Annotated in this window: 11 protein-coding genes and 1 riboswitch; of the genes, 7 read left to right on the top strand and 4 right to left on the bottom strand. The window is 36.0% G+C overall.

The features are described from left to right. The first annotated feature begins 122 nt into the window (after window positions 1-122). The 3 genes from T529_RS0102340 (at window position 123) to msrB (ending at window position 3,805) form a co-directional block, all read left to right on the top strand. Window positions 123-2,087: a BglG family transcription antiterminator gene (locus T529_RS0102340; protein WP_033162006.1), complete on the top strand. Its 1,965-nt coding sequence runs from the start codon at window positions 123-125 to the stop codon at window positions 2,085-2,087. A 13-nt stretch (window positions 2,088-2,100) separates the two neighbouring features. Further along, window positions 2,101-2,550 carry a PTS sugar transporter subunit IIA gene (locus T529_RS0102335; protein ID WP_033162005.1) on the top strand — a complete coding sequence of 150 codons (450 nt, stop codon included), beginning with the start codon at window positions 2,101-2,103 and terminating at the stop codon, window positions 2,548-2,550. 319 nt (window positions 2,551-2,869) lie between these two features. Next, window positions 2,870-3,805: a peptide-methionine (R)-S-oxide reductase MsrB gene (msrB, locus tag T529_RS13865; protein WP_051646807.1), complete on the top strand. Its 936-nt coding sequence runs from the start codon at window positions 2,870-2,872 to the stop codon at window positions 3,803-3,805. A 385-nt stretch (window positions 3,806-4,190) separates the two neighbouring features. Here msrB and T529_RS0102325 read toward each other — a convergent pair whose 3' ends face one another. Continuing rightward, entirely contained in the window at window positions 4,191-5,381 is a 1,191-nt protein-coding gene (locus T529_RS0102325; RefSeq protein ID WP_033162004.1) for a cation:proton antiporter, read from the bottom strand. Window positions 5,382-5,429: 48 nt separating this feature from the next. Then, window positions 5,430-5,500, bottom strand: a riboswitch (Fluoride riboswitch). A gap of 110 nt (window positions 5,501-5,610) precedes the next feature. Here T529_RS0102325 and T529_RS0102320 point away from each other — a divergent pair. Beyond that, complete coding sequence (locus tag T529_RS0102320) at window positions 5,611-6,864, top strand: DUF1015 domain-containing protein (RefSeq protein WP_033162003.1); 1,254 nt, start codon at window positions 5,611-5,613, stop codon at window positions 6,862-6,864. A gap of 68 nt (window positions 6,865-6,932) precedes the next feature. Here the strand turns inward: T529_RS0102320 and T529_RS0102315 are convergent, their stop codons facing one another. After that, complete coding sequence (locus T529_RS0102315; RefSeq protein WP_033162002.1) at window positions 6,933-7,946, bottom strand: YeiH family protein; 1,014 nt, start codon at window positions 7,944-7,946, stop codon at window positions 6,933-6,935. Window positions 7,947-8,059: 113 nt separating this feature from the next. Here T529_RS0102315 and T529_RS0102310 point away from each other — a divergent pair, with 113 nt between their 5' ends. Then, window positions 8,060-8,911 carry a LysR family transcriptional regulator gene (locus T529_RS0102310; RefSeq protein WP_033162001.1) on the top strand — a complete coding sequence of 284 codons (852 nt, stop codon included), beginning with the start codon at window positions 8,060-8,062 and terminating at the stop codon, window positions 8,909-8,911. A gap of 136 nt (window positions 8,912-9,047) precedes the next feature. On the opposite strand, the gene T529_RS0102305 is transcribed toward T529_RS0102310, so the two are convergent. Continuing rightward, window positions 9,048-9,635, bottom strand: coding sequence for a hypothetical protein (locus T529_RS0102305; RefSeq protein WP_033162000.1), 588 nt, complete (start codon window positions 9,633-9,635; stop codon window positions 9,048-9,050). 11 nt (window positions 9,636-9,646) lie between these two features. Then, window positions 9,647-10,942, bottom strand: coding sequence for a M48 family metallopeptidase (locus T529_RS0102300; protein ID WP_033161999.1), 1,296 nt, complete (start codon window positions 10,940-10,942; stop codon window positions 9,647-9,649). Between the two features lie 252 nt (window positions 10,943-11,194). Here T529_RS0102300 and serC point away from each other — a divergent pair, with 252 nt between their 5' ends. Together serC and T529_RS0102290 are read left to right on the top strand one after the other, a co-directional pair. After that, window positions 11,195-12,283, top strand: a complete 1,089-nt coding sequence (serC, locus tag T529_RS0102295; RefSeq protein ID WP_033161998.1) for a 3-phosphoserine/phosphohydroxythreonine transaminase — start codon at window positions 11,195-11,197, stop codon at window positions 12,281-12,283. Then, window positions 12,283-13,449 carry a phosphoglycerate dehydrogenase gene (locus tag T529_RS0102290; protein ID WP_033161997.1) on the top strand — a complete coding sequence of 389 codons (1,167 nt, stop codon included), beginning with the start codon at window positions 12,283-12,285 and terminating at the stop codon, window positions 13,447-13,449. The genes serC and T529_RS0102290 overlap by 1 nt, the downstream gene beginning before the upstream one ends. Window positions 13,450-13,559: the final 110 nt, after the last annotated feature.

The following is a 13,559-nucleotide window of genomic DNA, read 5'->3' as shown; positions in this document are numbered from 1 at the left end:
TTCAATCCAGGATTTATTCTCTCTCATTTGGCATATGTGTATGATAGTCTCTATAATTATTTCTGGATGTGAGTTATAATAATCTTCTATTACTTTTAGTATTGTTTTTGAAGGAGTAAGAAATGAAGAAGGATCAATCAGAGTATTATGTTAAGAAAATAATAGAATATTTGCTAGATGGTAAAGTCGTAGCAACCAAGGACATTGCTGATTGTCTTAATTTATCACTTAAAGCAGCCAGAAATAAAATAGAGCTTACAGAAGACTTCTTAGCTGAGAAGAATCTTGGAATGATTGAAAAGAAGCCAAGAGTCGGCATATGGCTTAATGTGTATGAGGACAAGAAAGATGAAGTCGCTAACTTCATCAAGGGAAACAATCTGACGGTTGCGAATGATACAAAGGATCGCGTGATCTTTGTATTGAAGGCATTCTTCAAGTTATTCCCACAGGAAGCTATTTCCATCAGATCCTTATCAGAACAGCTCTACTTATCTACGCCAACAGTACATAAGATCATCAAGAGTGCACAAGAATGGCTGGATGAGTTCAGTATCAAAATAGTCAATGTAAGCGGAAGAGGCTATTTACTGGCATATGAAGAAAATGCATATCGCCTCGCTTTAAAAGAATTTATCTGTAGTTTTAACAAGAATGAAAGCATCGAAGGTCAGGTCAATGAACTCTTTTATGGTATCAATACAGAGCTCATTAAGAGAGTTATCAAGGAAGTTGAAAGTGACTGGAACTACCTTCTTACCGATGATTCATTCTATGAAATATATGTTTACTGTGTTTTAGCTGTTTATCGTTCGAATATTGCACAGCCTAGAAATATAAGTTCTGAGGATATTGAAACGCTTCAGCATTATGCTGAATACCAGTTTGCAGTAGCCATCTTTGCAAAGATTCAGCGTCTTCTCTATATTTCAATATCGGATAATGATACTTATTTCCTAGCTACACAGATCATGTGCTCTCGTTTCATTAATATCAGCAATTCGGAAGATTCCTGGGGAGCAATCCATAAATATGATGAAAAGCTCATTGAGTTTGCCGATATTCTCATTGATACAGTAGGTGGCATTCTCAATGTCGATTTAAGCAATGACACAAGATTAAGGGAAAGCCTTGTTTTCCATCTTCGTCCTACTATATTCCGACTTCGTTCCGGCACTCCACACGAGAACGCAATGGTTGACTTTATAAAAAGTGAATACAAGAATGTCTTCAGGGCAACACTGTCAGCTGCAATTCTCTTTGAAAAGTATTTCGATATACAAATAACTGAAGACGAGCTTGCTTATGTTGCGCTTTATATTCAGTCAGCGTTAGAAAGAAAGCAGGAAAACTATAAGGCCGTACTGGTATCAAACATGACACGTGGTTACGTAGAACTAGTCAGTTCACGAATCACAAAGAATATTCCTGAAATAGATGAAATAAAGGTTGTTGGTCGACATGATTTTACTCCCAATAAATGCAAGGATGCACAAATAATAATAGCTGACCATCCAATGAACTTGAATGATTCTAGACTGGTCATTATAACAAATCTCCTGAGTGATGAAGGATTGCTTACACTAAGATCGTTCATGGATGATATGAACCTCACAAGAGAAAGCCTTAAGAACACGTTCTCGCCTGTCTGTCATCCTCTATTTGATCCGGAGCTTATTCAACTCAATATACATGCCGAAAACAAGGAAGATCTACTTAGAAAGATGTCCTTGGCATTAGAGAAAAAGGGTTATGTTAAAAAGGAATTCTGTCAGACGGTACTTGATAGAGAAGCCATTACTTCAACATCGATAGGTAATCATATGGCCTTGCCACATGGCGCTGAAAGTGCAGTCAACGAATCCCATGTTGCGATAGTGACTCTGGACGAACCTATTGCCTGGGATGAAGATGAATCTGTTGATATTATTTTTCTGTTAGCCATCAAGCTGACAACACATGAAGAGATACAGAGAATGCAGATATTCTATAAAGAATATATCTCTCTCATTGAAAATGAAGAGAAGGTACAAAAAATCAGAAACACTAAATCTAATTTAGATCTGTATAGATATTTAATTCGTTAGGAGGAAATGGGACATGAAAGTATCGGATGTTTTAGATGAAAGGATCATTGACCTAAATGTTGATGCAAAAGACAAGGATGAAGTCCTTACAATCTTATCAAAGAAACTTAAAGATGCTGGATATATAGATAATGTTGAAACATTCAAAAAGGACATCTACTATCGCGAAAGCCTAGGTGTGACTGGCATTGGCAACTACATTGCCATTCCCCATGGAAAGAGTGATTCGGTCACAAATGTAGGCATCGCCATTGCAAGACTGAATCATGAAATTAAATGGGAAACACTTGACGGTAAAGGTGTAAAATTTGTATTTCTCTTTGCTGTATCCAACAATAATGACTATGCAAGAAATCACATGATGCTTCTTGCGGATATCGCTGGTAAGCTTGGCAATGATGAACTTGTTGAAAAGCTGTTGAATACAACAGATGTAAAAGAACTTAAAGAATTATTTGCATAATCAAATATGATTTCATAGAAAAGAAGCTTAGCTCTAACCTAACAGTTAGATTAAGCTTCTTTTAGTATTTGTTCGTTTGAAAGATATCTCCAATAGCATTGCAATGCAAGATGACAGTTGAAAAATAGCTTTGACTAAAAGTGAAATTTTATGATAATAGCTTTATTGCAGTTGCTATTTAGAAATATCGACGTTTTAAAATGCTTACCCTATTTTTCTAAAATAGGAAACATTGCTATGTTTGTGGAAGCATAGTGATTTATTTGATATATTCAAGATGATAAAATGAAAAACAATAAATAAAAGAGGTGGTAGAATTATGAAGACAATTTATCTTGCTGGAGGATGCTTTTGGGGCGTTCAAAAATACTTTGATCAATTTGATGGCGTTATATCAACTGAAGTAGGTTATGCGAACGGTCCTGAAGAAGCTCCTAGCTATGAAGAAGTATGCCGAAGTAGTGGACATGCTGAGACGGTAAAGGTTGAATATGATGAGTCAAAGATTACACTAACTGAGCTTTTGAAATACTACTTTCTTGTGGTTGATCCAACATCTGTAAATAAACAGGGTAACGATGTTGGTATTCAATACCGTACAGGAATCTACTATACGACTGAGAATCAGCTTCTAGAAGCACAAAAAGTATATCAAGCTGAAGAACAAAATGTTGGCCAAAAACTCAAAGTAGAGCTTGAACCACTTAGAAATTTCTATTCAGCAGAGCAATATCATCAAAAATATCTAAAAAAGAATCCATCCGGCTATTGCCATATTCCTCAAAAAATGTTTAATCTAGGAAAAAGCAACAGTAAATCTAAAAAGGAATCACCAGAAGAATTAGAAGAAAGAATTGGCAAGCTTGCCTATGAAGTCACACAACATTCAGCGACTGAAAGAGCATTTACAGGAAAATATGATCATTTCTTTGAAAAGGGATTATATGTTGATGTGGTAAGTGGAGAACCATTATTTACATCAAAGGATAAGTATGATTCTGGCTGTGGCTGGCCTGCTTTCACAAAGCCTATTAAAGAAGAGACTTTAAAGAACAAGATGGATTTTTCTCATCTTATGATTCGTACAGAAGTAAGAAGTGCAGGAGCCAATTCTCATCTTGGACATGTGTTTAAGGATGGTCCAAAAGATAAAGGTGGGCTCAGATACTGCATTAATTCAGCAGCACTTCGCTTCATTCCCTATGATGATATGGAAAAAGAAGGTTATGGGGAATACAAGAAATACATAGATTAAAATAAATATCACACATGGACAGTCTCAGGACCGTCTTTTTATGTCCATCAATCTACCTATAGGACAATGATGAGTTCATTCTATTTTAGAAAACTGGTAAAGTTACCATTTTTCTAAAATAGAATAAGCCGATATATAAAATCAAAAAAGTACGAAATGAAAATATTCTTTAAAAACACGAAAACCATTGATTATATCAATAATTTTTACATGAATTGTGTTTTTAACTGTAAAACCAATAATATATGCAATGATTATGAATTTACAAAAAAGTACGCCATAAAACAAGAAAAGAAAAAGGCGAAATATATTGATTATGTCAAAATATTTTGCCTTTATGATCTTCATAACTGTAAAACATGAGAGTTATTGAAGAAGTTGTCAATTAAGCATGTTCTAAATCTCTTGTCAGTAATTTTTTGTAACTTGCATCAATGGCCTTTGCACCAAGTGGGGCAGTGATTAAGATGGCAATGACGGAGAAAGAGAGCACAAGTTTACCACATGGCAAGCCCATGGAAAGTGGGACACCACCGATGGCTGCCTGTACAGTTGCCTTTGGAAGTTCGGCAAGTAAGCAGAATAAACGCTCTTTCTTTGTAAGTGTTGTGCCTAGAATACTGATATAGACACCAAGCATTCTAAATGCCAAGCCAATCAATAACATCACAATCATCATGATACCTGCCTGTGAAGCATACTTGATGTCAACACTTGCTCCAACAAGTACGAAGAGGAAGATTTCTGCCGCAACCCATAAACGTGAGAACTTGCCTGTCAGTCTTTTGGCGACTTTTGCATTACGGTTATTGATGGTAAGTCCCATCGCCATTACGGCTAATAAACCAGATATCGCAATCATGCCAGTGAGAATGCCTTCTAAATAATATAGTGCCATACCGATTGCCATAATAATCGTGACTTTTAAGGAATCACGGATATGGAATGTCTTGAAATACCAGCTTAAGACTAGACCAATCATAGCCCCTAATAATGCACCAAGAATAATGGATTCAGGTACTTTCAAGAAGTTAAGAAGAGAAATATTGCCACCTTTCTCCATCCCAATAAGCATTGTGAAAATAACAATATTATAGACATCATCAGCACTCGCTCCAGCTAATATCATTTGTGGAATACCTTTCTTAGTACCCCAGTGCTCTTCAATAAGATAGGACAATCTTGGCACAACAATAGCAGGAGAGACAGCACCCATAACTGCTCCTAAAATCCCTGCTTCAATTAAGCTTACACCTAGCAGTTTTGGGGCAAAGAGTAAGAAGGCAAGGATTTCAAAGGAAGCAGGGACAAAACAAAGCAATACAGCAGGACGACCTATACGCTTTAAATCACCAATATCTAAAGAAAGACCAGCTTTGGCGAGAATGATAATCAAGGCAATCTTTCTTAAAACACTTGATATCGCAAGAATGGATTGATCCAACACATTTAGTCCATGTGGCCCCAAGACAATCCCAGCTACCAACATACCAACAATAGCCGGCAGCCTGATTCTATTGGACACATAACCAAGCATTAGTCCAGCAAAAATAATAATAGATAAACTCAACAACATAAACATTTCCTCCGTGTTAGGGGCAATAAAAAAGCCAATGCCCCTATCAATAAGATAGAAGTCATCAGCTTAATAGCGGTTTCGATTGCTCGCGGGAGACATTCATTCCCTTGTGCTTATTTATATCATATATGATATGATAAGGCAACGAGAATAATAAGAATATAATATTGTATATATCATAAAATATCAGTATAATATTTGTCAAAAGAACGAAAGAAGGATGATTATGGCAATAGTAAAACCATTTAAAGCATTAAGACCAGCTGTACAATATGCAAAGGATGTAGCAGCACTACCTTATGATGTATATGATCGTGAAGAAGCAAAAGCATATGTAAAGGATAAGCCTTTATCCTTCTTGAATATAGATCGACCTGAAACACAATTTGATGATAATCATGATATGTATGGTGATGATGTTTATGATAAGGCAAATGAGATGCTTATAGAAGAAGAGGAAAGAGGCATCTTTGTCCAGGATGAAAAGCCTTATTATTATCTTTATGAACTCACTATGGGTGATCATACACAAACAGGTATTGTTGCATTGAGTGCTGTTGATGATTATCTTAATGATGTATGTAAGAAACATGAATTAACTGTGGCAAAGAAAGAAGCTGATCGTATACATCATGTGGATACAACATCAGCCCAGACAGGACCTATCTTTTTGACATATCGTAGCCAGAAGAGTATTAAAGAGGTTGTCAAAAAAGTCAAAACAGATACACCACTCTATGACTTTATCAGTGATGATGGCATTCATCATCGTGTATGGATTGTTAGTGATGAACAAGATATCAGCATGCTTGAAGAAAATTTCAATCAAGTCCCATGTACTTATATTGCCGATGGGCACCATCGTGCCGCCAGTGCTGTTAAGGTTGCTTTAAAGCGAAGAGAAGAGCATCCAGACTATCAGGGAAATGAAGAATTCAATTATTTCTTATCCGTTCTCTTCCCTGATGATGAACTAGCCATTCTAGATTATAATCGTGTTGTCAAAGACTTAAATGGATTAACTGACGAAGCTTTCTTGCGTAAAGTAGGTGAGAAGTTTGATATTAAGTCATTACCTAAAAAAGATAAACCTAAAAAAAAGGGCGAAATAACTATGTATTTAGATGAAGTCTGGTACAAGCTTAAAGTTAAGAAAGATGTCTTAAAAGCCAAAGCTGCTTCTCCTGTCGATTCACTTGATGTAGCTATCTTACAAGATGAACTCTTAGCCCCAATTCTTGGTATTGGTGATCCTAGAACTGATCAGCGTATTAAGTTTGTCGGAGGAATAAGAGGTATTGATGAACTTGTAAAAGATGTTGAAAAAACTAAAAATGCAGGTGTTGCTTTTGCGATGTATCCAACATCTATTACAGAGCTGCTCAATGTGGCTGACGCACATTTACTCATGCCTCCTAAGTCAACTTGGTTTGAACCAAAGTTAAGAAGTGGTTTATTTATTCATAAAATTGAACGCTAATATAAAGTGACCCATCCCTTTAATGGAATGAGTCACTTTTTGTTTCTATATAGGAGTTGTTGTGAGAATTACCAGATGGCAAGAAGATGCTGAAGAGTAAGACTGACAACAGTGATCCCTGCCCAGCAACATGCCCCAAGTAAGATAGGTTTACCACCAGTCTTAATAAGCTGAATAATGTTGCTTTTAAGACCAATTGCAGCCATTGCCATGACAATTAAGAATTTACTGAGTTCTTTTAAGAAGGCAAAGAGGCTTGAACCTACGCCAAAATGTAAGGCAATAGTGCTAATGATTGCGGCAAGAATAAAGTAAAGAATAAATGTTGGGAAGGCTTGTTTTAAAGAGAACTGGCCTTTGTTTTTGTTTTTCTTCATCTGCATTAGAGCTAATACAAGTGTAATAGGAATAATCGCAAGTGTTCTTGTGAGCTTGACTGTGACAGCTTGATCGAGTGTGCTTGTCCCTAAATGCCACATACTATCCCATGTAGAAGCTGTGGCTGTAACGGAAGATGTGTCATTGACGGCTGTACCGGCAAATAAACCAAAGGCATGTCCTGATGTTGTACTCATGCCGATGAATTTACCCAACATGGGGAAGAACAAGGCAGCAAGGACATTAAAGAAGAAAATAATGGAAATAGCCTGGGCGACTTCATTATCATCAGCATCAATTACCGGTGCTGTTGCAGCAATCGCTGAACCTCCACAAATAGAAGAACCTACCCCAACTAATGTCGTAATACGTGTTGGTATATGCATCGCTTTAGCGAGTATGGCTGCAATAATAAGTGAAGTGGAAATAGTACAGAGAATAATAGGTAAAGATTCCACACCAGTATGTACAATCAACCCTAAATTCATGCCAAACCCAAGTAAGACAACGGCAAGCTGTAAGATATATTTAGAGGTAAAGTTTATACCTGCATTTGTTTCCTCATTGTGATAGAACAACGTAATAATCATCCCCATAATAATCGCTATTACAGCTCCACCAACAATAGGAAACTGCTTTCCCAATAACCATGAAACAATGGATATCACTAAACAAAGAATGATACCTTTAAGATATTTTTGCATAATATGAAAATTCCCCTTTAGTATTCTCGTTGAGTATAAAACAGTATTATGATAATATCCAATTATTAATAAATATGGGTTGATAAATATATTTTATTAAAAAGGGGGGATACATGATTGATACAAGACTCAAGACATTTCTCATGCTTTGTAAGATAAGAAACTATCGTAAGACAGCAGAAGCACTGCATATGACACAGCCTGCTGTCACACAACATATTCATTACCTCGAACAAGCCTATAACTGTAGACTTTTTCACTATGAAAATCGTATTCTCACACTTACTAAGCAAGGAAAAATATTGCAGACATATGCCCAAAACATGTGTTATCAAGAAAAACAACTCCAGCTTAAGCTTCAACAACATGAAGGGAGAACGCTGCGTATCGGTGTTACGAAAACAGTTGGCGGTTTTGAAATCGATGAAAAGATCACCAACTATTTAAAAGTAAAAGGTAATAATATCTGTGTTGTGATGGATAATACGGATCACTTATTACAACTCTTATCCGAAGGAGAACTTGATTTTGCTCTCGTAGAAGGGACTTTTGATCGTAATCAATATGCCAGCAGGACTTATAAGAAAGAAGAGTTTGTCGGGGTATGCCATAAGAGCCATCCTTTCGCTAATAAAATTATCCCTGCCCAAGATATGTTTAAAGAGCACCTTTTTCTGCGTGAAGAAGGATCGGGGACAAGACATATCTTTGAAAGTATTCTCAAAGAATATAATCATGATTTAAATGAATTCAGTGCTGTCACAACAATTAGTGACTTTGGCTTGATGATGCATCTAATCAAAGAGCTAAAAGGTATTACTTTTGCTTATAAATCCGTTCTTAAGCATGATAATGGTCTTTGTAGGTTTCATATTCAAGATTATATTATTTATCATCAGTTCAACTATGTTTATCTCAACAATCCTGTTTCTCTTGAAGCAGTTGATTACTTTGATCAGTTCTAAACTATATAGTAAAGTTGATGTGTTAAGAATTAAGAGAAAAACCGACCAATCCTAAAATAGGAATGATCGGTTTTTGTGCATATGACAAGTATATGAAAATATGATTCACTTTTTTGATATTATTATAACTTATGTTTTAGTCTGTACATGTCACTTTAAGGTTCTTAAAGAAGCCATCAGTTCCAATGTCAACATAGAGTCCAATAGCTCCTCTAGCATTTGCGCCATGTTTAAAACCATTAACTTCTAGCACCTTTTTATGATCTACAAAGAAGATACCCTTATTGTCATGAATCTCTGCTTTAATATGTGACCATTTTTCAAGTGCAATTGTATCTACTGCATTTTCATATCCTTCTATACCAAATTCACGGAAATAGGCAAAGGTATAGCCTGGATAGGAAAAATATTGACAGCCATGTGACTTTCTAACGGGATCTAAGCAATTCATGCCATTAGTAGGACGAATATAGAATGACTCAAATTCACTATCATTTGCGTTAGCACGAAAGACGATGCCGATAAATCCTCTAGCATAATCTGGGGCGTCTTTTGTAAGCTTACTGAGCACATCTACCTCAATTGTACCGTTGTGAAAATCATATAATGTATTTCTAAGATAGGTATTTTCATCAGGTGCTGCCTTGTCTTTTTTGATGACTTCAATACAATCATCAGAATAATTAACTTTTGTGTGAATAGGTTTGAATATTGTTTTGTCCATAAGTTTCCTCCTTATTTATTTTGTTTTTCTTGTATTTGCTGGTGAATATGATGAATACGGTTATACATGCCAGGATGATCGAATTCTATGAATTCGATTATAGGAGCAGGATTGACATCAACAAGCTCATCAGAACTAAGTGTTTTAAAGGTTTGTATCAGTGCTTCACCATAACCTTCCTTGACCGCATTATCATCAGCTTCATATTCTTCTTTTCTTGAGACATAGTTATTGAAGATGCTTAACATACGCATGATTGGCCTAAACAGTGTGACGATGACTTCGCCAAGCAGTAAGATGTTAAGTGTCTTGATATTAAAAGCTTGAAGGAAGTAGATATAGAGTTTGTTAAAGAATGGCAAATGTGTCAGTACAACAATCAATACAATCAGAAGCATAGATATAAATATATAGCGAAGATAGTTATAGATATTCTTTTTGTGTTTGAGATGACCAATCTCATGACTTAAGACAGCTAAGAGTTCATCTTCATCATTTTCATTAATAAAGTTATCCGCAATACCAAACTCCCTATACCATAACATCTTTAATAGAAAGGCATTCTTTCCTGTGGATTTCTTAGATTCATTATAGACTTTAATATGTTTGACTTTCTTCTTTGAATCACGCATGAGATAGATGATTTTATCTTTAAGTTCACCATCTTCTAAGTCAGTAAATTTATATTGTATATTGAGAACAATATAAGATAATCCCATAGCGATAAGCATGACTACACCAATACCGACTGCGAGAATAAGCGTAAAGACAATACTGTTAGTAAGGGTGAAGGAAGTAAGTGCTGTGTGATGAATAAGATGCAGGACAAGTGCTGTTAATGGCAGAACAATCATACACATGATGACAAGATTTGAAACAAAACCTAAGCATTCATCTTTGAAGAAGATGAGAGGGGTCTTTTTGTTTTTGCCATATTTTTCTTCAATCACAAATGTCGCATAATAATCAAAAGGCAGATTCACTATTTCTTCAATAAGCGAAGTAATTAAAAGTGTCACAATAAAGATTAAATAGATATTATTTCTTCCCAGTCTTTCCATAAGAGAATAGAAGGGTGACACAATAATGACAATATCAACAATAAGTGAAAGAAGACTTTGGAAAATACCTGGGAAAAGATAGTCTTTCTTGTAGGCTTTAAATTTTTGAAAACGTTCTTCACTATAAATATCAGAAACTTCTTCTGGTAAAGGAAGCTCACGATGTTTTATGGCGATTGAGCGTAGGATGAAATCGAATATTGTATGAATAACCATGATGGCTATAAGAATAATTTTTAATATCATATAAACCTCCAGCTTATTTATTATAACGAAAATAAAACAAAATGACTATTAAGAAACTGATTTGTGGATGATAAATGTTTATTGGCATGATTAATTTATTAGGAATATCGCTAGATAAATAAGGAATATACTAAAAGATTGTATACAATAATATAAAATTAATAAAATATTTGTAAAAAATTATAATTAAGGTAGACAAATTTATGAAAAACATATAGTATACACTTAAATTATTAAAGGAGGAGTCAATCAATGACTGATCAAAAGAGAGTTTATAATTTTGCGGCAGGTCCTTCAACACTTCCGTTAGAAGTCCTAAAGACAGCCCAGGAACAAATGCTGAACTATAAAGGCTCAGGCATGAGCGTAATGGAGATGAGTCATCGCTCGTCCGCATACCAGGAGATTTTTGATGAAACAAAAGCAACTTTAAAAAGATTATTAAAGATTCCTGATAACTATAAAATCTTACTCTTACATGGTGGTGCTACCCAGCAATTTAGTGCTCTTGCCTTAAACTTAATGCAGACAGGCAAGGCTGATTATATTGTTACAGGTAGTTTCTCAGGCAAAGCGGCTAAAGAAGCAGCTAAGTTTGGGGATGTACATATAGCCTATGATGGTAAAGAGAATAACTATACACATATTCCAACACAGGATGAACTTGATATTAGAGAAGGCGTGGATTATGTGCACTTATGTGAAAACAATACAATCTATGGTACAGAATGGAATTATGTTCCTGACACAAAGGGTGCTCCCCTTGTGGCAGATATGAGTTCGGATATTTTATCACGTCCAGTTGATGTTTCTAAATATGGTGTAATTTATGCCGGTGCGCAGAAGAATATGGGAATTGCTGGTCTTGGTGTTGTGATCATTCGTGAAGATCTCATCAAGCCACATAAAGAAAATATCCCGGTCTTAGCAGAGTATGACACAATGGCAGCTAAGGATTCTATGTATAATACACCACCTGCATATGCCATTTATATGGCAGGCTTAGTTGCGAAGTGGGTTGAAGATCAGGGTGGTCTTGAAGAAATGGCTAAGCGTAATGAAAAGAAAGCAAAACTCTTACAGGATTACTTGGATCAATCGGATTTCTATAACTATCCTACAGAAGCAGGCAGTCGTTCAAGAATGAATGTTGCGTTTACAACACCTTCTAAGGAATTGGATGCTAAATTTGTGAAGGAAAGTATTGCGGCTGGTATGACAAACCTTAAAGGCCATCGTTTGGTTGGGGGTATTCGTGCTTCTATCTATAATGCAATGACTTATGAAGGTGTGGAATACTTAGTGAACTTTATGAAGAAATTCGAAGAGGAGAATAAGTAATGTATAAAATTAAAACAATGAATAAGATTTCTAATGAAGGCTTAAAGCTCTTTGGAGATCTTTATGAAGTGGATGATAAGTTTGAAGATGAGGATGCGATTATTGTCAGGAGCGCTAAGCTTCATGATTATGACCCACCACATAATTTAAAAGCCATTGCAAGAGCAGGGGCAGGGGTTAATAATATCCCAGTTGATGCCTGCAGTGACAAAGGTATTGTAGTATTCAATACACCAGGGGCTAATGCCAATGCTGTTAAAGAGTTAGTATTATGTGGACTCTTCCTTTCATCAAGAAAGGTTGTTGAAGGTATTGAATGGGCAAAAACAATTGAAGATGACGATTTTGGTAAGGCTGTTGAAGCTGGCAAGAAACAGTTTGTCGGACCGGAAATTGATGGTAAGACACTGGGGGTCATTGGCTTAGGTGCAATAGGTGTTGCCGTTGCGAATGCAGCTATCAAGCTTGGCATGCATGTTGTGGGCTATGATCCATACATTTCTGTTAAGGCTGCATGGGGCTTATCTAAGTGGGTTAAACATGCCACAACACCAGAAGAAGTCTATCGTGAAGCTGACTATCTTACAATTCATGTTCCTGCCAACGAAGAAACAAAGAATATGATCAATAAGAAAACCATTGCGTTAATGAAGCGTGATGTCCGTATATTGAATTTCGCAAGAGATGCTTTAGTTAATACCGAAGATATGATTACGGCTCTTAAGAAAGAACAGGTTGCGAAATATGTGACTGATTTTGGTAATAAGGATTTGGTGAATACACCAAATGTCATTGTTATGCCACACTTAGGGGCCTCAACACCAGAATCAGAAGAAAACTGTGCGAGAATGGCAGTTACTGAATTAAAAGATTTCCTAGAAAATGGTAATATTCAGAATTCTGTCAATATGCCTACAGTTGTGGAAGCACGTGCGACAAATTATCGTGTCTGCATTATCCACAAGAATATTCCAAATATGTTGGCAGTGTTCGCTAATGCTTTTGCAAAAAAAGGCATGAACATCGAAAATATGGTCAATAAGGCTCGAGGAGATATCGCTTATACAATCATTGATACAAATGATCTGAGTGAAGATATCACAAAAGTCATTGAGAAGCATGATGGTGTTATTCGTGCACGCGTCATTGCCAAAGCGGTTTTCTAATTTCCGAAAACTTCCTAAATCCTTTGAAAAAAGTTCCCTCATAGCCGCAAGTGGGACTTTTTTCATTTTTATGTGGTATAATGTCTTTAGAAAAGTGTGAAAGAAGGGAT

The sequence above is a fragment of the Sharpea azabuensis DSM 18934 genome, from assembly GCF_000702165.1.
In the GTDB taxonomy this organism is placed as follows: Bacteria; Bacillota_I; Bacilli_A; order Erysipelotrichales; family Coprobacillaceae; genus Sharpea; species Sharpea azabuensis.
This window is presented reverse-complemented; position numbering and strand designations above follow the sequence as displayed.